This is a genomic window from Thermostichus sp. MS-CIW-23 (genome assembly GCF_054059455.1).
On record NZ_JBSSCC010000027.1, the window covers coordinates 1 to 20,857 of the forward strand.

The window sequence follows — 20,857 nt, forward strand, 5'->3', positions numbered from 1 at the left end:
ACCTGGGGATGGAAGTGATGCACGAGCGGAATGCGCACAACTTCCCGCTGGATTTGGCGGCGGTGGAGGTAGCGCCTGCGGTGCGTGGCTGATGGACTGACCTGACGCTTCAACAGCATTGGTGGATCCCCCGGCTTGGTCTGGGGGATTTTTTTGTTCTCTTTGCTGGGGTGATCTTTCCCAGAGCTTTTCTAGAGTTAAATTGGGGCCATTGCCTCTGTGACTTAGGGATATGGCAATCATTTCTTCTCGGGATACAGGCCAGAACGCTGAGGGCCCCAAGCGGCGGCAGCAAAAGTCTTCAGCCTGGAGAAAAGAAGGCAGAGAGTTGAGCTTTGCTGGGGAAAGGGGAGCGGATCCCTCTGCCCTGTTGCAGCCGCAAGCCCACCCTGGCGAAGCCCAGGAAGAATCCCTGCGCCCGCGCACCCTGGCGGAATATATTGGCCAGACGGAACTTAAAGAAGTGCTCTCCATTGCCATTGCGGCGGCCCGCGCTCGCCAAGAGCCTCTGGATCACCTGCTGTTCTACGGCCCGCCTGGTCTAGGCAAAACCACGGTGGCAGCAGTGCTGGCGGCAGAAATGGGATCCCAGTTCTACATGACCACCGCGCCGGCTTTGGAGAGCCCCCGCGACATTGCCGGGTATTTGGTGCGCTTGAAGCGGGGGGATGTGTTGTTTATTGACGAGATCCACCGCCTGCCCAAGGTTACAGAAGAATTGCTCTATCCGGCGATGGAGGATTTTCGTCTTGATATCACCATTGGCAAAGGTCGCTCTGCTCGCATCACCTCTCTGCCCTTGGAACGCTTTACCCTCATCGGGGCCACAACCCGCATTGGCGCCCTCACTTCTCCGCTGCGGGATCGCTTTGGCCACGTGCAACGGCTGCGCTTTTACGAGCCTCACGAGCTGGTGCAGATCGTGCTGCGCACGGCTCGCCTCTTAAATGTCTCCACCGATCCAGAAGGGGCTGCAGAGATCGCCCGCCGTTCTCGGGGCACGCCCCGCATTGCCAACCGCCTGTTCAAGCGGGTGCGAGATTACGCCCAGGTGCGAGGGGATGGCCACATTAGCCAAGAAGTGGCAGCAGCCGCTCTGGAGCTGTTCCAGGTGGATCCCATGGGTTTGGATTGGATCGATCGCAAGCTGCTGACGGTGCTGGTGGAGCAGTTCGGTGGAGGGCCAGTGGGCTTGGAGACGATGGCCGCGGTGACGGGTGAGGATCCCCAAACCATTGAAGAAGTGTATGAGCCTTATCTGTTGCAGATCGGCTACTTGCAGCGCACGCCCCGGGGTCGAGTGGTTACCCCTGCTGCGCTACGGCATCTGGGCTATGAAGCCCAGTCTCCTCTGCCTTTGTGGAGCTAATTTGTCTTTTCCCTCTCCCACAAAAGGAGAGAAGGGGTTGAGAGCATGCCTCTAACCCCCAAAACCCTGAACTTTGCTGAATTTACTGAGCTTTAGGCGGTTTGGCAAAAGTCATTGAGAGGGATATAGTAGACCAAGTTTCCCCCTGATCCTTGAGTCCACCGCAACGGTTGCCGGGAAGTGAAGGGGGAAAGCGCTCGGGGGGTATTCCTCAGGGCTTTGCGGGATACCGCCTTCCTGCTCAGAGATAGGCAGGATGCGATCGCTTCTTTCCTGAACCATGTTCAGGAGAGTTCAGCGTGAATGTATCAGCTCCATATCTAGCTGCGGTCATTGCCCACAGGGCTGAAGCTGGGCACCACCAGCTCGCGGTTTTGCTTGGTAAGGCGACCGTACAGCTCCTGCGTGTTGGGGAAGTTGGCCGCCGGCAGGGTGGGGAAGCGGCGATAGGGCACCGTGTCCTCGCCGAAGAGATCCCGATACTCCTGGGTGTTCAGCAGGGCGCGCACAAAGGCTTTCACCCCCTGGGTGGCCAAGATCTGGTTGTACTTGCGGATCTCCTGCTGGTTGAGAGGAGCACGGCCCAGGAAGTGCTTGGTGCCCAGCTCGATCACCTTGGTGTTGGGATAGGGGGCATAGAACTCGGAGCGGTACAGCTCGGAACACCCCAGGGCCTCGATGAACTCCTTGACGGTGATCTCGCCGTTGCGCAGCTTGGACTCGGCGGAGCTGAGCTCGGCGCTGATGTTGTAGATGTCCATATCCCGCTCGAAGACCTGCCGGTAGGCGGCGCGGATGAGGTTGTTGACTTCCGCTTTGTTGGCCAGGCTGGTGAGCTTGAAGACAGGGATCTCTTGGCGTACCTTGGGCACCCCCTGCTGGGCCCGCCGCTGGATTTCCAGCTCGCCGGAAGGCATATCCCGAGGCTGACCCAACTTGACAAAGAGAGGGATGTCGTCGTCGGTGCGAATGGGCTTGGTTGCAACAGCCATGTCGGTGGAGCCGGGGCGCATCCGCCGCAGCGCCAGGCCGCCGGGGGTGAGGTAGCGCTCATAGGGCACGATATCTTCCCCGAAGACCTGCTGGTACTCCTCGCTGTCGAGGATGGCGTCCACGACGGCGTAGAACCCCTGCTTGGAGGCAATGTCAAACAGGCGGTTCATCTCCTGGCGCCCGTAGGTGGGTCGGCCCAGCAGCTTGCGGTGGATGAACTCGATGGCTTTGCAGACATACAAGCTGGACCAGTACTTGTTGCGGAAGAGATCCGACTTGGCCAGTTGGCGCACAAACTCTTTGACGGGAATTTCCCCCGACTCCAGCTTGATCTCCCAGCGGGTCAGCCGTTGGCCTTCGTAGGGCACATAGCCGTATACCTGTTGGTAGCAGGCGCGGATCACCGCCTGGGTGGATCCCTCGCTGCCGACAATGCCGGCCCGCACCCCCGGCCGTCGGCTGCGATCTCCCGGAGTCTGGGTGAGCTTGAAAACCTTCGGGCCAAGGCTGCCGGGATCCCCTGCTGCTCTGGGATTGGTGCGCTCGTTGGTCAGGGCAAAGCCGCGCCGGATGAGGATGCGCTTGACATCTTTGTTGAAGGGAGCAGGGCGGGCGCTGAGGGAACGGGTTTCCTTGGGGAAGATGGCCCCAAATTGGATCTCCAGCGGGTCGTTGCCGGAGCCATAGGCATGCTGATCCGGCAGAGGCCGGTTGTAGCGGGCAAAGAGGGTAATGAACTGGGGCACCTTGCGGCGCGGGGCAGCGTAGGTGTAGAGGTCGAACTTGGCTCCCCAGTTGGCGCTGGTTTGGGCTTCTATCCCCAGCTTGCGCAGGTAGGGCACCGTCTCCTCGCCGAAGTAGTCCCCGTACTCGCGGCTGTCCACCAGGGCGTCCACCAGGCCGGCCAGGCCCTTGCTGGAGACGATGGAGAAGTAGGTCTGCACTTCCTCGCGGGTTTCAGGGGCCCGGCCCAGGAAGTGGCGGAAGGCCAGCTCGACAACGCGGCTGTTAATGTAAGGCTCGTAAAACTGCTTGCGGTAGAGCTCCGATTTGCCCAGGCGGCGAATGAACTCCTTCATGGAGATCTCGCCGTTTTTCACCTTCGACTCCAGGTCGGAAAGCTTGAGGCCGTAGGCGCGGCGGATATCCCGCTCAAACACCTGTCGATAGGCGGCCTTGATGACTTCTTCTTTCTCGGCGTTGGACAGCCCCGGCTTCATGGCAAAAACGGGAACTTTTTCGGCAGCCAAGTTGTAGATCTGGGGTAGCTGCAGCCCTTGCAGAGGGATCCCGTCGGCGGTGCTGGCATTGCGCTGCCGCAGCTTGTCGGAAGGGGCGGGGGCGATGAACTCGCTCAGCAAGACATCGAAGTATTGGTTGATGATGGCAACCGCTTCGGCATCTTTGCGGAAGTAGCCAGCCGCCGCCCGTTTCATCTCTTGAATGGCGACAATGGTGGCCTCGGCGGAGCAGGCGTTTTCGATGATCTCCCGCAGGCCGCGGGTGTTGACGGCGATGATGCTGGGATCCCCGGCCACCAGGGCGTAGGTAACGTAGCGCAAAAACCAGCTCAGATCCCGCAGCGATTTGCGCATGTTGGCAGCTCCGTAGCGGGAGATGTTGATGGGGCGGAAATTGGGGGGAATCTCCACACCGCTGGCGCTGAAGATGTTGCGGATGGCCTCAATGAATCCGCCGGTGGATTCCACGTAGAAGGCAGTACCCAGCTTGAAGGCTTCTTTCTCGTCTTGGGTCGCTTCTGGCCGCTCCAGATAGGCCATGGGCGAGCCCCCTGTGAAGATGCGGTTGGCTGCCCGGCTGACGATGATTTCCGAATTGGCCGCAATGACCTCGGCAATCTCTAGCCGTTTCAGGCCGCTGGAGAAAAAGTCCTCGAGGCGATCCAGCTCGGTGCGTCCCAGATAGCGATCCTGCTGTTCCGCCTGGGAGATGGTCGATACAGGCACGGTTTGGTAGAGACGGGGGTTGGAAACGACTGCGCCAGCGGATACGTTGATACCCATCGATCTTTTAAACTCCGTTTTGATCGAAAAAACTGCCGACAAAGGCCGAGGACAGTGCCATCGAAGGGGGTGAAGAGGCTGACCCACGACTGGAGGAGCATCCCTCTCTGAGCTGAGAAGGATCGATGCCCGATCCCTGAGGGGGAAGCCAAGCCTAGAATACTAGGGGCACGGGCCCAGAGTGGGGAGGTTGTTGCAGTTTGTAACACTGTTTCTCATCCACAAAGACATGGCTCTCAACCCAGCTCTACCCTCCCATCTGTTGTCTTCTGCTTTTCTCCTTGAGGATTGGGAGCAGGGGCATTACGAGCACGTCATTCAGGTCTTGCAGCAGCGGCTCGAGCAGGGATCCCCCTCTCCAGAGCTGTATTGGGAGCTGGGAGCCGCCTATCTCCTGCTGGGTCGGGAACTGGAGGCGCAGCTGGTGTGGCAAGAGGGCTTGGCGATGCTGCAAGCGGGGGGGGTGGCCGAATCCGAGGCCGTCTACCACCTGCTGAGGAGCTTGCAGGCTTTGGCGGAAAGCCTGTGGGAGAAGGGCCATTGGCCGCAGGCAGCAGCTCTGTATCGGCAGCTTCTGGAGTTGGGGGATGGACAGCTGGAGCTGTCTTCTGGCCAGGCTTTGGCTGCTCACCGCATTGGCCTGACCCAAGAGCGGAGCCGGCTGTGGGCTGCGGCAGCGGAGTGGTTTGAGCGGGCTTGCCAGCAGGATCCGGCGGCAGCAGAGAGTTTTTGGCGCTGGGGCTTGGCCCTGATGAAGCTGGGCCGTTTGCGAGAGGCGATTTCCCCTCTGCAGGAGGCTGCGCGGCTGCGCCCTGAGTGGGGGGATCCCTGGGTACAGATGGGCCTGGCGTGGCTGGATCTGCAGGATCCAGTTCAGGCTGTGGGGTGTTTCCAGGCGGCTGAGGCGCGGGGCACCGGGACGGCGCAACTCTACAGCTACTGGGCGGAAGCGGAAGTGCGGCTGGATCACCCTGAGGCCGCTTGGGAGAAGGTTTGCCGAGCGGTGGCAGCGGAACGGAATTGGGTGCAGGCGTGGTGCGAGGGCAGCGGCGGGGAAAGCCCTCTGCGATCTGGACTGGAGCAGGCATGCAGGGGAGAGGGATCTGCGAGGATCCCCGATTTCCTGTATTCGGCTTGGCGGCAGCGTTGGGCTCCAGAAGGCGTTGCCCTTCAAGCGGACTCTTTTTCCCAGAACACCCCCCCTACAACCGACTTCTGGCCGGTGCCAACCCAGGGTTACCTCACCACCCGGCAGTGGCATCAGGCCACGGGCGAAGGGGACTACCAACCCCTGGATCCGGTGGGGGTTCTCTGTCTGAAAGCGCCCCCTGCGGCTGATCCCGACATTTTGCAAAAGTTGCGCCCGCAGCGCATCCCCTTGGCAGAGACCTTTGTCGCCCAGATCCCCCGAGGATCCGTCCACGTGGGCCACTATCCCCGCCACCTCTACGCCAGCTTTGCCAGCGGGGTGCTCACCCGCCGGGGAGAATTGCTCGCCGATCTATCCCTGAGCTTGCCGCCGCCGGAGTTCCTCGACTGGGACTACAGGCCAGATCACCTGCGACACCACCCCCTGCTGGGCTTGCCCCATCTCCCCCCACCGATCCCACTGGATGGCCCCGTTGCCCTTTTGCCCTTGGGGGCAGTTAATTACTTTCACTGGATGGTGGATATTCTGCCGGCCCTCGATATCCTGCAGCGGTCGGGCGCCCTGGAAAAGGACATCCCCATCTTGATCCACGGGTATCAAAGAAAGCCCTTTCAGGTGCAGAGCTTGGCTGCTTTGGGGATCCCAGCCGAGCGCATCCTCAGCTTTGAGCAGTTGGGGGGATCCCATCTGCAAGCCCAGAACCTGATCGTGCCCTCGGCAGGCGCTCCGGTGGGGTGTTTGACGCCCAGGGGATTGGAGGTGCTGCGGCAACTGGCCCAGCCGAGTTTATCCATTGACCCCTTACAACCGCGGCGAATTTACATCAGCCGTCGGTCTGCCCGCTGGCGGCGGGTGATCAACGAAGCGGAGGTGCTAGCCTGTTTGCACCCTTGGGGATTTGCACCGGTGCAAATGGAAACCCTTTCTCTTCAAGAGCAAATAGCCCTAATGCAAGGGGCAGAGGCGGTGATCGGGATCCACGGGGCGGGCCTGACCAACCTCGCCTTTTGTCCACCCGGCACCACCGTCATCGAGATCTTGCCCAGCAATGCAGTGCTCCCCTATTTTTGGATCATTGCCCAGGTGGCAGGGTTAAGGTACTTCCCCTTGGTGGCACCTGTTTGCGATCCGGCTTTGGTGGCTCTTCTTTCCAGCCCCGATTTGGATCGAGAAGATGCCTGGGTTCGGATCCCGGACTTGCTGAATGTGCTGGAACAGACAGGGATCAAGGGATGATGGGATCGGAGGGACTCGAACCCTCACGTTCTTGAGGAACAACGGATTTTAAGTCCGTAGCGTCTACCATTCCGCCACGATCCCAATCTGTCGGCAATAGCCGTACTACTCTACCAAACTGCTTGCCTTGGGGGGGCAAGTCTTTAAGTTGGTTCACCCAGCCCTGCAGTGGAGGGTATGAAGTAGGGGATTGCTGCCCCTGCTGATGGGATCCCTGCTGTGCCCGCTGGCTTGAAGCTCCTACAACTTCTCTTTCAAAAAAACGTTGGCCACCCAGATCCCCACCACCGCCAAGGCGGCCATCCCATAAAAGGTATAGCTATAGCTGCCCAGCCTATCGCGAATTTGCCCCGCGATCATCTTTCCCACCAAGGCCCCAACTCCATAGGCGGTAAACACAATGCCGTAGTTCTGGGCGTAGCGTTCGGGATCAAACAAGCGCAGGGTCAGGGCGGGAGCCATGGCCAGCCACCCCCCCAGGCAAAACCAAAGCAAGGAAAAAGTTACCCAGTAGGCCAGAAGGGATCCCTGAGGAGGCAGGAGCATTAGCCCACAGGCCAGCAGGATGAGCCCATAGGATCCCGTAGTGACCTGATGGGGATGTAATCGATCGGCCAACCAGCCAAACAGAGGACGGCTGAGCCCGTTGAAAATGGCGAAGAGAGCCACGCTGTTGGCAGCCGCAGGGGGATCCAGGCCGATCAGCTCTTCCCCCACAGGACCAGAAATCCCAATGGCGCTTAAACCAACCAGGGTGCCGATGGCGTAGCAGATCCACAGGCCATAGAAGGAGGGGTTTCTCAGCAGAGGGAGAGAGCGCCTAGAAGCCGGTAGAGGGTGATCTGGGCTGTCCGTGGATTTTCTTGGAAAAGATGGGGAAGGGATCCAATCGGGGGGAGGAAATCTCAGTTGGGTTGCGATCCCCAGGATCACTGCCGCGAAGAGGATCCCCAAAATCAGCAGCGTAGGCCGAGCCCCCAGTGCCTCGATCAAGCAGTTGGCCAGGGGAGCAGTGAGCAGGGGGGATAGGCCAAAGCCGACAATGGTGGATCCCACGGCCAATCCCTTGCGATCCGGGAACCAACGGGCTGCCACGGCCATTGGCACTCCATAGGCTATTCCCACACCGCTGCCGGCAATGACTCCATAGCAGAGGGCAATCCACCCAATGGAGGGGGCGAAGCTGGCCAGCCCATAGCCCAAACCCACCAAGCTGCCCCCCAGAGCCAGTACTCGGCGGGATCCCCAGCGGGGGATGACAAACCCTGTGATGGGCATGAGGGTAGCGTAAAACACGAGGGCAACGGTGTAGGGCAGCAGGCTCTCACTGGCCCCGATCCCCAGCTCTGTTTCCAGAGGCTTGCGGAAAATGCTCCAGGAATAGACGGTTCCCAGGCAAAGAAGAACCAGGAGCCCCTGGAGGATGAAAAGCCATCTCCCCATATGGGCCGGTTGTCCATACAAAGTAACGGGGAATCCAACCCTTTTCATGGGTATTTGGAGCTTGTTAGCTTGTGGGGGCGTGGGGTAGCTAAGCCCCGCACTGTAACCGTAGCATCAGTGTCGGGATACAGATACCCCCACATGGTGTATGATGCGAGTAGTTGTACAAAACGGCGTTGCCGGAATCTGGTACAACTACGCGGTAGGGCATTCCGTGTCTGCGCGTGGAGGGTTCTTGCGAAGGCTCCCCGATGAAGCGCGAAGCCCACGCTGTACCTGTAGGGTCAGCGATGGGAGTATGTCACAGCTGAGTTCAACCCATTCTCTCAGCCCTTTCGAGGATGAGCCAATAGGAATAGAATTGCTTGAATTGTTCAGCCAACCGTTGGCTAGAGGCGTTTGGCATCTACCGTCTTGGGCAGAGACAAAGGCTCCGGCAGCTCCGGGATGGACAATTCCCAACCGTTGCTCAAGGTGAAAATGGTTTCCCCGGCCTCTGAACGGGTGGCCACAACCGATTCTTCCAGATCTTTTTTGGGAACGTAGACCATCAAATGCCCGTAGGCACTTTCGTGCAGGATGACTTTCATAGCCCTTTCTCCACAAGTTCCAGCTCTTGGGCACGGCACCCCACCACCAAGCCTTTGGCCAAGCAGTGGACGGCATAGACGTAAAACCGTTGTAGAAAGGTGCCAATGGAAATCACGTAACCTTCGTCGCCCGGAACGGCCAAGATTTTCCCCACCGGCTGGCCGAAGAAGGTGCCATCGTTGCGGATGACCTTACGGATGCGGACTTTGTCGCCCAGCTCAAATTGGGGAGGGCGATCCAGCTCCAGTTCGTCGCTCATGGGGTACCTCCTGTGATTTCTGCCAGCACCTGACAAAGCTCTTGGCGGGTTAGGCTGCGGCCTACTTGGCGCGCCCGTCGAGACACGGCTGCCAAAATGGCCTGAGATTTGGAAGTTTCCTTTCCGGACAAGCGGTTAGACAACATCGGGATGGCTCTCCTCTGGGATGGGTTCTGGAGTGTGTTGCGCCCATTGCGTCAGCGTTGCGCGGCAATAACGGGCCAGTTCCGCCGGTGGGATCGGATGCTTGCAGTGGGTGACGTGCTGCCGCACCTGTTCCAGGAGCTTTTCCAGTTGGCCAGGTGGGATCTGCTCGACAGGGATCCCCTGTTCCTTGAGGATCTGGAGCAGCAAATGCCGGCCGGAGTGTTTGCCCAACACCAGCCGCCGCTGGCCGCCCACGGCTTCTGGTGGGAAAGGCTCATAGGTCTGGGGATCCCGTAGCACCCCTGCAGCATGAATGCCCGACTCGTGGGCAAAGGCGTTGTCGCCAACGATGGCCTTCCAGGGAGGTAGGGGAGCACCGCTGGCCCGCGCCACCTGTTGAGACAGCTCCCGCAAACGGCGGGTATCCACCCCAACATCGATCCCCAAGGTGTAGCGCAAAGCCATCACCACCTCTTCCAAGGGGGCATTGCCGGCCCGTTCCCCCAAGCCGTTGACGGTGGTGTTCACCGACTGAGCGCCGGCGCGGATTCCGGCCAAGGCATTGGCAGTGGCCATGCCCAGGTCGTCGTGGGTATGCATCTCCACAGGGATATCGATGGCCCGCACCAGACGGCGAATCTGCTTGTAGGTGCTAAAAGGATCCAAAATGCCCACCGTATCGCAGTAGCGGAAGCGCCGACAGCCCCAGCTCTGGGCCATTTGGGCCAGCTCGATCACCTGCTCCAGGGAGGTGCGGCTGGCATCTTCTGCCCCCACCGAGACCCACAGCCCCTGCTCCAAGGCCATCTCCACGCATTGGCGCAACTGTCGCAGCAGCCGAGGGCGATCCCCTTGGAACTTAGCGGCCATTTGCCGATCCGAGACCGGCACGGAGATGTGGATCCGCTTGAGGCCGCAACGAATAGAGGCGAGGATATCGCTGGGCACAGCCCGGTTCCAGCCCAGCAGCTGAGCCCGCAGCCCCAGGCTGAGCATGGCGCGAATGGCTTCCGTTTCCACGGCGCCCATGGCCGGGATCCCCACCTCAATTTCGGGTACGCCAATGGCATCCAAGAGGGCGGCAATGGAGATTTTCTCGGGGATTTGGAAGGCTACCCCTGCCGCTTGCTCCCCATCGCGTAGGGTGGTGTCGTTGATGGTGATAGAGGAATTCATGGGATCCATCCTCCAAGACCTACGGCCTGACAAGGCAATCGGTAACCGTCGATGGTGCTCCGCACCGCTGGCGCGACCCCGGTTGCGTCAGGGCAATCATGTCCAGGGTAGAAAGCTCAACCAAGTTGCCGCAGAATTCATCAGATTCCTGTAAGGCTTGGCTGTTCCTCTTAGCGGGGTGGAGTCTTTGGAGCAGGGGATCCTTGACAAAGTCCGACAAAGTCCGGCCTTTGGGATCCCGCTGCTCTGGCCATCAACGAATTAAGTCGAAGGAGATGTCGGTTTTGCCGGGGATGATGCTGCGCCGATCTGCCTCATCCAGAATGGTGTTGACAATCCAGTTAAGGAGGTTGAGCGCCCCCACATAGCCATAGGTGGGATAGCGATGCAGATGGTGGCGGTCGAAGATGGGGTAGCCGATGCGCACCAAAGGCGTGCCCGTATCCCGCCACAGGTATTTGCCGTAGGAATTGCCGATCAGCAGATCCACCGGCTCGGTGAACATCAGAGAGCGCAGATGCCAGAGATCCTTGCCCCCCCAGACGGTTGCCCCCTGTCCATAGGGACTGGAGGCCAGCAGTGCCCGCGCCTCGGCTTCGAACTCCTCGTTGCTGTTGGTCACCACCACATGGATCGGCTCCGCTCCCAGCTCCAGCAACAGGCTGAGCAAGCCCATCACCAGATCCGGATCCCCATACAGGGCTACCCGCTTGCCGTGGATCCAGGCTTGGGAGTCGGTGAAAGCATCCACCGCCCGGCCCCGCTCGATCTCCAGCTCGGGGGGAATGGGCTTGCCGGTTAGCTGAGATAGCTGCATCAAAAACTCATCCGTGCCCCGAATACCCACTGGCCGCGCCGTCAGGGTGGGCCGACCCGAGGCCTCTGCTAGAAACTCCAGGGTCTTGGGCGTGGTGTAGCGCTGGAAGGAAAAAGTAGCCTCGGCGTTGAGGCATTGGGCAGCCGCCTCCAAAGGGGTTCCTCCGGGATACATGTGGAAAGTGCCGTCGTTGGGCGAATCCAAATAGTCGGAGTTGTCCGCCAGCAGGGTCAGCGGGATCCCGAATAAGCCGAAGATGCGCTTGATCTCCCGCAAGTTGCCCATGTAGGTATCGAAACCGGGGATGACGTTGATGTAGCCATTGCTACCCGTGCGGCCCACCGGCTCGGTGAGGGTGCTGAGAATGCTCTTGAGCATGTTGTCGTAGCCGGTGATGTGGGATCCCACAAAGCTTGGCGTGTGGGCATAGGGCACCGGGAAGTCGCGGGAAATCACTCCCTCATTTCTGGCCGTGGTGATGAAGGCTCCCAGGTCATCCCCGATCACCTCCGCCATGCAGGTGGTGCACACGGCGATCATCTTGGGCTTGTAGAGGGCGTAGGCATTTTCCAGTCCCTCGATTAGGTTTTTGAGGCCGCCAAACACCGCCGCATCTTCCGTCATCGAGGTGGAGACCGCCGAAAAGGGCTCCTTAAAGTGGCGGGTGAGATGGGTGCGAAAATAGGCCACGCACCCCTGGGATCCATGGACGAAGGGCAAAGTTCCCTCGAAGCCGACAGCGGCGAAGATGGCCCCCAAGGGTTGGCAGGCTTTGGCGGGGTTTACCGTCAGGGCCTCCCGTTGAAAGTTCTTCTCCCGGTATTCCCAAGATTTTGTCCATTCGGCCACCCGAGCCACTTCTTCTGGGGAAGGGAGATCTTCAAAGGTTTGCTTGCACTGCAGAAGCGCCTGATATTCCGGATCTTGAAACAGGCGGGCGTGATCTTTGATGTCTTGGATATCTTGCGGCATGGTCGGTCTCCTAATGAGGGGCAGGGGAAGGAAGGGCCGTTGGCGCCTGGGATCCCGGCGGCAAGCTAGGATTTCCAGGGGGCTTTGACCAGATCCCAGGTGGGGCTATTCAAAGCTAAATCCATATCGCGGGCGAACACGGCAAAGCCGTCGTAGCCGTGGTAGGGGCCGGAGTAGTCCCAAGAGTGCATCTGGCGGAAGGGCAAAGCCATCTTTTGAAAGACGTACTTCTCCTTGATGCCGGAGGCGATGAGATCTGGCTTCAACCTCTTGGCAAATTCTTCAAACTCGTAGCCGGACACGTCATCGTAGATGAGGGTGCCGTCGTCGATGTACTGGGTGGTGCGCTTGTAGTCGTCGCCGTGGCCGAATTCGTAGCCGGTGGCAATCACCTCCATGCCCAGCTCCCGGAAGGCCGGGATGACGTGGCGGGGCCGCAGTCCGCCCACCATCAGCATCACCCGCTTGCCCTCCAGGCGGGGACGGTACTTGGCAATGATGGCCTCGCTCTGGGGCTTGTACTTGGCGATCACCTGCTCTGCCTTGGCCTGGATGGTCTCGTCAAACCGCTGGGCGATGGCCCGCAGGGATTTGGCAATTTGGGTGGGGCCAAAGAAGTTGAACTCCAGCCAGGGGATCCCGTAGGCTTCCTCCATGTGGCGGCAGATGTAGTTCATGGAGCGGTAGCAGTGGATGAGATTCAGCTTCACCCGAGGGGCAAGCAGCATCTCGTTCCAGGTGCCATCGCCGGAGAACTGGGTCACTACCCGCAGGCCCATCTCCTCCAGCAAAATCCGGGAAGACCAAGCGTCGCCGCCGATGTTGTAGTCCCCAATCAGGGCCACATCGTAGGGGCCGGGCTCAAAGTTGAGGGATCCCTCCTTCGCTTTCTTGTCGGCAATGGGCAGAACCCAGTCCCGCACCGTATCGTTGGCGATGTGGTGGCCCAGGGACTGGGAGACCCCCCGAAAGCCTTCGCAGCGCACCGGTACCACCGGCTTGCCAATTTCTTTGGAAACTCTCTTGGCCACTGCCTCGATGTCATCCCCGATCAAGCCGACGGGGCATTCGGACTGGATGGTAATGCCTTTGGCCAAGGGGAAGAGTTCGCTGGCTTCTACCAAGAGTTTGGCCAGTTTTTTGTCCCCCCCGAACACCACATCTCGCTCCTGGAAATCGGAGGTGAACTGCATGGTAACGAAGGTATCTACCCCGGTTGTGCCGACGTAGTAATTGCGCCTTCCCGACCAGGAGTAGTAGCCGCAGCCCACGGGGCCGTGGCTGAGGTGGATCATGTCTTTGACCGGCCCCCACACCACTCCTTTGGAACCGGCGTAAGCACAGCCGCGGGTGGTCATGACGCCGGGGATGGATTTAATGTTAGATTTTACTCCGCAATCTGCTTTGCCCTCGTCATAGACGTTGAGGTGCTTAGCTCTCTTTTTCTGAGCTTTTTCGGGGTAGGTTTCCAGAACCTCCGTTACGATTTTCCGGGTTTCCTCTTTGAGGGTACTTTTCAGAGTAGTCATGAGAACCTCAGCTATTGGGTGTCATGGATAAAAGCCACAGTGCGAAGGGGGGCTGAGGGAGGAAACCAGCTACCCCCAGCCCGTCTTTTCGGGGATCAGACAGGGGCCAGCTCTTTTTCGGTTTTGCCGATGAGGTGGGCGATTTTCTGGTCGTCGTCCAAAACGCCGAACTCTATCAACAACTGCTCCAGCTCATCCATAGAGATGGGGGTGGGGATCCTCAGATCCGTGTTGTTGATGATTTTTTTGGCCAGGGCGCGGTACTCGTCAGCTTGGTTGCAGTCGGGGGAGTACTCGATCACCGTCATGCGGCGCAATTCTGCGTGCTGAACCACATTGTCGCGGGGGATGAAGTGCAGCATCTTGGTGTTGAGCTTTTCGGCCAGAGCCTCGATCAGCTCGATCTCGCGATCCACTTTGCGGCTGTTGCAGATCAAGCCACCCAAGCGCACGCCGCCAGAGTAGGCGTATTTCAGCACGCCGCGGGCGATGTTGTTGGCCGCATACATGGCCATCATTTCGCCGGAGCAAACAATGTAGATCTCTTGGGCCTTGCCCTCCCGAATGGGCATGGCAAAACCGCCGCAGACCACGTCCCCCAGCACGTCGTAGCAGACAAAGTCCAGATCCTCGTAGGCACCGTTTTCTTCCAAGAAATTGATGGCGGTGATGATGCCTCGTCCGGCACAGCCAACACCAGGCTCGGGGCCACCGGATTCCACGCAGCGCACCCCTCGGTAGCCGGTGAGAACCACTTCTTCCAGCTCCACGTCTTCTACGGATCCCCGCTCAGCCGCCAGGTGAAGGACGGTGGTCTGGGCTTTGCAGTGCAACATGAGGCGGGTGGAATCGGCCTTCGGGTCGCAGCCGACGATCATGATCCGCTGCCCCAATTCGGCCATACCGGCAACGGTATTCTGACAGGTGGTGGATTTGCCGATACCGCCTTTGCCGTAGAATGCAATTTGTCTCATGGTTCAGTTCTCCTAATGAAGACTTGAGGAAAAACTTGAGGGCGACTTAAGGGTTAGAAATCTCCTGCCAATGGGCGCAACTGGTCGCATTAGCGAGACGGGATCCTTACTGCAAAGGATTTCAGCTCGCGGGAAGGCAGCCTTGGATCCTGGGCAGGATCTGGAAGCAAACCGGTTGAACGGTGGGGCTCTCCCGAATCGAGGCAGGAGATGGGGGAAGCGACGGGGAGTAACAGTGGGGCAGATCATAGGGCTCTCAGGCTTATCGAGAATGGGGAACTAGAGGGCATGCACGGTTAAAGTGGGCCACACCTGTTCTTGCAGGCGGGTTTCGATGAGCAACCGCAGGGTGTTTTGCTGGCTGGGGCAGGTGGTGCAGGATCCCTTGAGGCGTACCCACACCTGATCCCCTTCCAGGTCGTACAGCTCCACATCGCCGCCATCGGCCAACAGCAGCGGGCGAACTTCCTCGTCTAGGACGGCCTGAATGCGGGCGATCTTTTGCAAGGTGGTGAGGGGAGAGGGAGCAGCGGGAGAGGGCTCTGTCTGGTTTTGGGAGTTCCCTTTTGAATTTCTTGAATCTTCTGAAGGGGTTGCGTCAGTCTCGGCCAGAACAGCGGCGATCAGGTCTTCAATCTGGGCCAGGCAGGAGCCACAACCGCCGCCCGCTTTGCTGTAGGCTGTTACTTCCTCAACGGAGGTGAGGCGGTTTTCCCGGATCAAGCGGCGGATCTTTTGCTCGCTGACGCCAAAGCAGGAGCAGACCAAAGCGCTGTCATCATCCGTGTGGTCAGGCAGAGGAAGGCCGCGATAGCTGTAGATGGCTGCCTCCAGAGCCTCTTGCCCCATCACCGAGCAGTGCATCTTGGCGGGGGGCAGGCCGCCCAGGTAATCGGCGATTTGGCGGTTGTCGATCTGCAGGGCTTCATCCAGGGTGAGGCCGGTGATTAGCTCCGTCAGAGCCGAGGAAGAGGCAATGGCGCTGGTGCAGCCGAAGGTTTGGAAGCTGGCAGCCAAGATGCGCTCGCTGGCCTCGTCCACCTTTAAGTAGAGCCGCAGGGCATCGCCACAGGTGATGCTGCCCACTTCTCCCACCACCACCCGAACACCAGGCTCGGAGCTGGGATCCATTGCCCCTTGGTTTTTGGGGTGGTAGAAGAGTTCCAAAACTTTTTCGCTGTAGTCCCACATGGCTGGATCCTGAGTTGAGGATGCGAACGGTCGAGGGAAGATGAGTTTGAGGGGGGTCAGCGGTGAGCCAGTTCCCGCTCCTGCTGTTGCAGCCAGTCTTCCGCCTCGTGGCTGAAGGGGGAGATGGCCCGCAAATGCTCGATGATCCCCGGCAAAACCTCCAGCACCCGCTCCACCTCTGCCGGCTGGGTAAAGCGAGAGAGGCTGAAGCGGATTGAGCCGTGCAAAACGGTGTAGGGCAGGCCCATGGCCCGCAGCACATGGGAGGGCTCCAGGGATCCGGAAGTGCAGGCGGAGCCGGAGGAGGCGCAGATGCCGTATTTGTTCAGCCAGAAGAGGATCGCTTCCCCTTCCACGAACTTGAAGCCCAAGTTGGTGGTGTTGGGCAGCCGCTGAGTGGGGTGGCCGTTAACCTGGACATCCGGGATCCGCTGTAGCAAGCCCTGCTCCAAGCGATCCCGCAGCAGCCGCTCATGGGGATCCCCGAGGTGGGCTTGGGCCAGCTCCGCTGCCTTGCCCAGAGCGATGATGCCCGGCACATTTTCCGTCCCGGCGCGGCGGCCTCGCTCCTGATGCCCTCCCAGCAGCAACGGACGGAAGCGCAAGCCCCGCCGCACATAGAGAGCGCCGATCCCCTTGGGGGCATGCAGCTTGTGCCCGGAAAGGGTGAGGAGATCCACCGGCAGGCGCTGCAGATCGAGAGGGATCTTGCCCACCGCCTGCACTGCGTCCACATGGACAACAGCCCCATAGCTGCGAGCCAGGGATCCCACCGCCTCGATGGGGAAAAGCACGCCCGTCTCGTTGTTGGCGGCCATGCAGCTCACCAGGGCAGTATCGCCGGTCAGGGCTGCTTCCAACTCCAGCAAGTCCAGGCAGCCTTGCTCATCCACCGAGAGGTAGGTGACGCGGTAGCCTTGCTTTTCCAGGTGCTTGCAGACGTTGAGCACCGAGGCGTGCTCTACCTGCGTGGTGATGATGTGGCGCTTCTGGGGTTGGGCTGCCAAGGCTGCATAAATGGCCGTGGTGTTGCCTTCGGTGCCGCCACTGGTGAAGACGATCTCCGTCGGGTCGGCTCCCAGAAGGGCTGCCACCTGTTCGCGGGCTTGGTTGAGGGAACGCCCCACCTGGCCGCCAAAACTGTGCATCGAGGAGGGGTTGCCGTAGAAGGTCTGCAAATAGGGCAGCATCGCCTCCAGAACCAGGGGATCCACGGCGGTGGTGGCGTTGTTGTCCAGGTAGATCACGGGGTTCATACAGGCTCCGAATCGATACAAGGTAGGGGTTGGGCAACGTTAAACGGCTTGCGGAGCGTGGGAATGGCACTGCTTTGGGCAAATGCGGGCGCAAGCCTGACAGCCGATGCAGAGGGCGGCATTGAGGATGGTCATCACTTTGCGCTCACTTTCTTCTTCCTCTTCGTTGTCGACAAACTCGCCGTCTTCGTTGAGGGCTCTGAGGGCGAACACACCCCGGCCACAGACTTTGAGGCAACGGCTACAGCCGAGGCAGCGGCTGATATCCAGGCTTTCGATAAACTGTGGGATCCAGGGCAGTCCGCCTTTGGTGAGAGCAGTTACAGTAGCCATGGCCGCGTCTCCAAAAGATGAGGTCTCAAGATCGGGAAGATTTGCTGTCCAGGGCCTGGTTGACCAACCAGGTGCGGTAAAACTTGAGGGCCACCGTTTCAATGAGGTCGTAGTCTTCCACCACTTCGATGCCGGCCTCGCGAATACGCTTCATGGGGCAATCGCCGATCTTGGAGACCAGCACGGCTCGGCAATCCCTGATGAGATCCAGGATTTGCTCTAGGTTGTTGTCCTCCCCGGATCCCCCGTGGCAGTACTGCGGAACCTTGCGGTGGCCGACAAACTGCGCCCCACGGGCGTTGACCTCGTAGATCAAAAACTCCCGTGCATGGCCGAAGTGGCGATTGACCAGGCCGCCGCCTTTGCTGGCTACGGCCACCAGGATGGAGGGGCTGTCGGGAGGCAGGTCGGCTGTCCAGTGGGTTGGGGTTGACTGCTGCTGAGCTTGCAGTTGGGCAATGCTTGCCTGGACCTGGCGGCGTTTTTCGGGGTCGTATTCGGGGGTCATCTGCATAAAGCGCTCCTTGGTAAACTCTTGGCTGCGGTCTTCCCCCAGCAGGCCCACCGCGTCCGCCCGACACTGGCGACAGTGGCGCATCATCCGCATGTTGCCGGAGCACCGATCTTGCAGGGCTTTCAACTCCTGAGGGGTGGGGCCCCGCTGGCCGATAAGGCCGAAGTAGGTGCCGTGTTCAGGCGCCGAGATCAGGGGCATGATGTTGTGCAAGAAAGCCCCTTTCTCCTGGATCACCCGGTTCACTTCCAGCAGGTGGGTGTCGTTGATGCCGGGAATGAGAACGGAGTTGACTTTGCAGAGGATGTCTGCCTCCCGCAACAGATCCAGGCTTTCCATCTGCCGTTCGTGCAGGATGCGGGCTGCCTCCACCCCTCGAATGCGCTTGCGTCGCCAGCGGATCCAGGGGTAGATCCTGGCCCCGATCTCCGGATCCACCATGTTGATGGTCAGGGTGACGTGGTCAATGTTCAGCCGTTTGATCTCGTCGATGTAGTCCGGCAACATCAGGCCGTTGGTGGAAAGGCAGAGCTTGAGATCCGGAGCTTTCTCGGCAATGCGGGCAAAGGTCTCGAAGGTTTGCTTGGGGTTGGCCAAGGGATCCCCAGGCCCAGCAATGCCCACCACCGTCAGTTGCGGGATCTTGCCGGCAATCACCAGCACTTTGTGGGCGGCTTCCGCCGGGGTAAGCAGCTCGCTGACCACACCGGGCCGGCTCTCGTTGGCACAGTCGAACTTGCGGTTGCAGTAGTTGCACTGGATGTTGCAGGCGGGGGCTACCGCCACGTGCATGCGGGCGTAGTGATGGTGAGCTGCTTCGCTGTAGCAGGGATGGGTGGCGATGCGTTGCTGCAGATGAGGGGGGAGAGCCTGGCGGGGGCTGCTGCTGCAAGCGCAGGCCGATGGGGAAGGGGATCCCTGGCGGGGCGGAGTTGAAAGGGGCGGCATAGTGGGGTCAACCAGGGGATAGAACGTTACTGGCGGTTATATCAACCGCCCTCTGCCCGCTCCGTTGCACTCAGCCCGGTAGAACTGATCGAGTTTATTGGCTTTGTACTCAAGACCTGCAAAGCCTGATGGCAGGCCAAATCCAACTTTTTTTAGGGGTCAAGGGTCTGGTTTTTCAAGGCCGGGGATGCCGTATTTTGACCCAAAGGGGCGGGGGATCCGGCTGTGGGGAGGATCCCCGGAATCCCTGATTCGACAAGGGCTTGGGGCAATGCTTAGGAAATACTAAAAATCTGCTCAGATGCACTCAAGCGCCGCAGCCTCGGCTGCGTTTTGCATCAATTGCTACGATTTAATATCGTATCAGCCCAAAAGTGTATTGAAAATAGCCGTTTGAGTTTGAGGAAAGATCCCCCTGGGGCAAAGTCCTCGCCAAGGAAGTGAAGACTACTGCGGCGGCAGGCCGTCGGACTTTCTTGTTGTGACAGGGGGGATGTACTCGCTCAAATACCCATACCCTTCCCCAAAAATACCGGATCCCTGCGGGCAAAAGACTCAACCCCCTGCCCTCAGAAAAACTTTTTTTGCCCTCTGGGCCAAGCTTCCAGGGTTTGAGTACATCGGCAATAACTCAATCAATCCTGATCGCCCGCTGCCAAGCCTGAGCCCCTGCAGCCGCTTGCTATAAGCGGGGGATATAAGCGGGGGAACAGAAACCCAACGGTTCTGCCCTCTGCTGAGACTCCCTCCTGCTTCCCAACCGGTGAGCTTATGTCCCCCCTTGTTTCTCCCCCACCGAAAACGGCTGAAGTGCTGCAGGTGCCCCGTTGCGATCGCTGGCGGATTCTCTACCGTCTGCAGGAGCTGGATTTGACCTGTGGCTGTACCCCGACCGGCCAACTGTGGGTGATGATTCGCACCCCCACCGAAGCCCTCCTCGTCCACAGTGTGCTCCGCCTTTTCGCCCTTGACCGCTCTGGCTGGCTGAATTGGTTGGATCGCTGCTGGTCTCTCCAGACCTGGGATCCCCCTGAGAGATCTGCAGGAGGGGATGACCACCCCTGAACCTCTGCCGTTTGCCTCCTTGCTTCTCCTGTTCACCTCGTTTTGGTAGCGCCAATGAGCACTCCATCCCCCTCGACTCGCTCCTTCCAACAAGTCCGAGACAACCCCGTTCACCTGGGACGGGAGATCACGGTTCCCATCTGCGAGGGCCTCAACCTAGTTTGGGCCAGTCTTCAGGGGCTGTATTTGCAGTATCTGAAGCACCATCTGGTTGTCGAAGGAGCAGAGTTCTACTCAATTCACCAATTTTTCAACGAAAGTCTACAGGAAGTTCAGAACCACGCCCATGAGGTGGGGGAGCGCCTGAACGGCCTGGGTGGGATCCCGGCCTCCAGCTTTGCCAAGCTGGCGGAGCTGTGCTGCTTCAGTCCAGAAGGGGACGATGCGTTGGCTGTGCGGCCCATGCTGGAAGCGGATTTGCGGGCCGAGCAAAGCCTAATCGATCTGCTGCGTCGCCAGGCGGCTCTGGCGGAAAGTGTTGGGGATCGCGCCACCCGTCACCTCTACGAGCAGATTTTGCTGCGGACGGAAGAACGGGCCTTTCACCTGGCCCACTTTCTGGCTGCCGACAGCTTGGTTTTGGGCTTGTCCCCATCCTAGCTTGCCCATCTACGCCCACCCCTCGTTTTGGGAGACTCTGCCATGCTTACCCCCGATCGGGCGCCGCTGCTGCAGTTTTTGCAAGTTGAGCTTGGGATCCCGGAATCCGCCCTCACCTTCGCCCTGAAACGGCATGGGTGTGAACAGGGCCCTTTGCCCATGATTCTTTGGCATTACGGGCTGATTTCCTTGGAGCAACTGGAGCAGATTTTTGAATGGTGTGCTCCCCCTCCTCTTGTTACCAATTCTACCCATTCGGAGGTTTAAGCC

18 protein-coding genes and 1 tRNA gene are annotated in these 20,857 nt (G+C 59.6%); 5 read left to right on the forward strand and 14 right to left on the reverse strand.

Features of this window, described 5'->3' with window-relative positions; genetic code table 11:
* Positions 1-232 precede the first annotated feature (232 nt).
* Positions 233-1,369, forward strand: a complete 1,137-nt coding sequence (gene ruvB, locus ACVW0B_RS10045; RefSeq protein WP_011430641.1) for a Holliday junction branch migration DNA helicase RuvB — start codon at positions 233-235, stop codon at positions 1,367-1,369.
* 320 nt (positions 1,370-1,689) lie between these two features.
* On the opposite strand, the gene ACVW0B_RS10050 is transcribed toward ruvB, so the two are convergent.
* On the reverse strand, positions 1,690-4,386 hold the full coding sequence (locus ACVW0B_RS10050; RefSeq protein ID WP_457491597.1) for a phycobilisome rod-core linker polypeptide: 2,697 nt from the start codon (positions 4,384-4,386) through the stop codon (positions 1,690-1,692).
* Between the two features lie 193 nt (positions 4,387-4,579).
* On the opposite strand from ACVW0B_RS10050, the gene ACVW0B_RS10055 reads away from it, so the two are divergent.
* Positions 4,580-6,772 (forward strand): glycosyltransferase 61 family protein, encoded by a 2,193-nt coding sequence (locus ACVW0B_RS10055; RefSeq protein WP_457491598.1) that lies wholly within the window; start codon positions 4,580-4,582, stop codon positions 6,770-6,772.
* On the opposite strand, the gene ACVW0B_RS10060 is transcribed toward ACVW0B_RS10055, so the two are convergent.
* The 13 genes from ACVW0B_RS10060 to nifB form a co-directional block, all read right to left on the reverse strand.
* Positions 6,773-6,856 (reverse strand) — tRNA-Leu (locus tag ACVW0B_RS10060).
* 156 nt (positions 6,857-7,012) lie between these two features.
* Positions 7,013-8,215 (reverse strand): L-lactate MFS transporter, encoded by a 1,203-nt coding sequence (locus ACVW0B_RS10065; protein WP_457491599.1) that lies wholly within the window; start codon positions 8,213-8,215, stop codon positions 7,013-7,015.
* A 389-nt stretch (positions 8,216-8,604) separates the two neighbouring features.
* Entirely contained in the window at positions 8,605-8,805 is a 201-nt protein-coding gene (nifT, locus tag ACVW0B_RS10070) for a putative nitrogen fixation protein NifT (protein WP_457491600.1), read from the reverse strand.
* Positions 8,802-9,065, reverse strand: a complete 264-nt coding sequence (locus tag ACVW0B_RS10075; RefSeq protein WP_011430646.1) for a nitrogen fixation protein NifZ — start codon at positions 9,063-9,065, stop codon at positions 8,802-8,804. The genes nifT and ACVW0B_RS10075 overlap by 4 nt, the downstream gene beginning before the upstream one ends.
* On the reverse strand, positions 9,062-9,211 hold the full coding sequence (locus tag ACVW0B_RS10080) for a hypothetical protein (RefSeq protein WP_011432085.1): 150 nt from the start codon (positions 9,209-9,211) through the stop codon (positions 9,062-9,064). The genes ACVW0B_RS10075 and ACVW0B_RS10080 overlap by 4 nt, the downstream gene beginning before the upstream one ends.
* On the reverse strand, positions 9,201-10,388 hold the full coding sequence (gene nifV, locus ACVW0B_RS10085) for a homocitrate synthase (RefSeq protein ID WP_457491601.1): 1,188 nt from the start codon (positions 10,386-10,388) through the stop codon (positions 9,201-9,203). Before nifV ends, ACVW0B_RS10080 begins: the two co-directional genes overlap by 11 nt.
* Before the next feature lie 253 nt (positions 10,389-10,641).
* Positions 10,642-12,177 carry a nitrogenase molybdenum-iron protein subunit beta gene (nifK, locus tag ACVW0B_RS10090; RefSeq protein ID WP_457491602.1) on the reverse strand — a complete coding sequence of 512 codons (1,536 nt, stop codon included), beginning with the start codon at positions 12,175-12,177 and terminating at the stop codon, positions 10,642-10,644.
* A gap of 65 nt (positions 12,178-12,242) precedes the next feature.
* Positions 12,243-13,706: a nitrogenase molybdenum-iron protein alpha chain gene (nifD, locus tag ACVW0B_RS10095; RefSeq protein WP_457403730.1), complete on the reverse strand. Its 1,464-nt coding sequence runs from the start codon at positions 13,704-13,706 to the stop codon at positions 12,243-12,245.
* A 95-nt stretch (positions 13,707-13,801) separates the two neighbouring features.
* A complete protein-coding gene (gene nifH, locus ACVW0B_RS10100) occupies positions 13,802-14,680 on the reverse strand; it encodes a nitrogenase iron protein (RefSeq protein WP_011430651.1) in 879 nt (292 codons plus the stop codon).
* Between the two features lie 279 nt (positions 14,681-14,959).
* On the reverse strand, positions 14,960-15,871 hold the full coding sequence (gene nifU, locus ACVW0B_RS10105) for a Fe-S cluster assembly protein NifU (RefSeq protein ID WP_457440177.1): 912 nt from the start codon (positions 15,869-15,871) through the stop codon (positions 14,960-14,962).
* A gap of 56 nt (positions 15,872-15,927) precedes the next feature.
* The gene (gene nifS, locus ACVW0B_RS10110) at positions 15,928-17,127 is read right to left on the reverse strand and encodes a cysteine desulfurase NifS (RefSeq protein ID WP_457388653.1); all 1,200 of its coding nucleotides are present in this window, start codon (positions 17,125-17,127) and stop codon (positions 15,928-15,930) included.
* Positions 17,128-17,166: 39 nt separating this feature from the next.
* Positions 17,167-17,460 carry a ferredoxin III, nif-specific gene (gene fdxB, locus ACVW0B_RS10115; protein ID WP_011432079.1) on the reverse strand — a complete coding sequence of 98 codons (294 nt, stop codon included), beginning with the start codon at positions 17,458-17,460 and terminating at the stop codon, positions 17,167-17,169.
* 25 nt (positions 17,461-17,485) lie between these two features.
* On the reverse strand, positions 17,486-18,922 hold the full coding sequence (gene nifB / locus ACVW0B_RS10120) for a nitrogenase cofactor biosynthesis protein NifB (protein WP_457440175.1): 1,437 nt from the start codon (positions 18,920-18,922) through the stop codon (positions 17,486-17,488).
* A 771-nt stretch (positions 18,923-19,693) separates the two neighbouring features.
* Between nifB and ACVW0B_RS10125 the strand changes: the two genes are divergently transcribed.
* From ACVW0B_RS10125 to ACVW0B_RS10135, 3 genes are read left to right on the forward strand one after another with little or no spacing between them, the layout of a single operon-like run.
* Positions 19,694-19,987, forward strand: a complete 294-nt coding sequence (locus ACVW0B_RS10125; protein ID WP_011430657.1) for an Asr1405/Asl0597 family protein — start codon at positions 19,694-19,696, stop codon at positions 19,985-19,987.
* Between the two features lie 54 nt (positions 19,988-20,041).
* Complete coding sequence (locus tag ACVW0B_RS10130; RefSeq protein WP_011430658.1) at positions 20,042-20,587, forward strand: ferritin-like domain-containing protein; 546 nt, start codon at positions 20,042-20,044, stop codon at positions 20,585-20,587.
* A gap of 42 nt (positions 20,588-20,629) precedes the next feature.
* On the forward strand, positions 20,630-20,854 hold the full coding sequence (locus ACVW0B_RS10135; RefSeq protein WP_011430659.1) for a DUF2949 domain-containing protein: 225 nt from the start codon (positions 20,630-20,632) through the stop codon (positions 20,852-20,854).
* Positions 20,855-20,857 lie beyond the last annotated feature (3 nt).

Coding starts and splice junctions, on each gene's coding strand:
- ruvB (WP_011430641.1), top strand. CDS start 233: ATGGCAATCATTTCTTCTCGGGATACAGGCCAGAACGCTGAGGGCCCC.
- ACVW0B_RS10050 (WP_457491597.1), bottom strand. CDS start 4,386: ATGGGTATCAACGTATCCGCTGGCGCAGTCGTTTCCAACCCCCGTCTC.
- ACVW0B_RS10065 (WP_457491599.1), bottom strand. CDS start 8,215: ATGGGGAGATGGCTTTTCATCCTCCAGGGGCTCCTGGTTCTTCTTTGC.
- nifT (WP_457491600.1), bottom strand. CDS start 8,805: ATGAAAGTCATCCTGCACGAAAGTGCCTACGGGCATTTGATGGTCTAC.
- ACVW0B_RS10075 (WP_011430646.1), bottom strand. CDS start 9,065: ATGAGCGACGAACTGGAGCTGGATCGCCCTCCCCAATTTGAGCTGGGC.
- ACVW0B_RS10080 (WP_011432085.1), bottom strand. CDS start 9,211: ATGTTGTCTAACCGCTTGTCCGGAAAGGAAACTTCCAAATCTCAGGCC.
- nifV (WP_457491601.1), bottom strand. CDS start 10,388: ATGAATTCCTCTATCACCATCAACGACACCACCCTACGCGATGGGGAG.
- nifK (WP_457491602.1), bottom strand. CDS start 12,177: ATGCCGCAAGATATCCAAGACATCAAAGATCACGCCCGCCTGTTTCAA.
- nifD (WP_457403730.1), bottom strand. CDS start 13,706: ATGACTACTCTGAAAAGTACCCTCAAAGAGGAAACCCGGAAAATCGTA.
- nifH (WP_011430651.1), bottom strand. CDS start 14,680: ATGAGACAAATTGCATTCTACGGCAAAGGCGGTATCGGCAAATCCACC.
- nifU (WP_457440177.1), bottom strand. CDS start 15,871: ATGTGGGACTACAGCGAAAAAGTTTTGGAACTCTTCTACCACCCCAAA.
- nifS (WP_457388653.1), bottom strand. CDS start 17,127: ATGAACCCCGTGATCTACCTGGACAACAACGCCACCACCGCCGTGGAT.
- fdxB (WP_011432079.1), bottom strand. CDS start 17,460: ATGGCTACTGTAACTGCTCTCACCAAAGGCGGACTGCCCTGGATCCCA.
- nifB (WP_457440175.1), bottom strand. CDS start 18,922: ATGCCGCCCCTTTCAACTCCGCCCCGCCAGGGATCCCCTTCCCCATCG.
- ACVW0B_RS10125 (WP_011430657.1), top strand. CDS start 19,694: ATGTCCCCCCTTGTTTCTCCCCCACCGAAAACGGCTGAAGTGCTGCAG.
- ACVW0B_RS10130 (WP_011430658.1), top strand. CDS start 20,042: ATGAGCACTCCATCCCCCTCGACTCGCTCCTTCCAACAAGTCCGAGAC.
- ACVW0B_RS10135 (WP_011430659.1), top strand. CDS start 20,630: ATGCTTACCCCCGATCGGGCGCCGCTGCTGCAGTTTTTGCAAGTTGAG.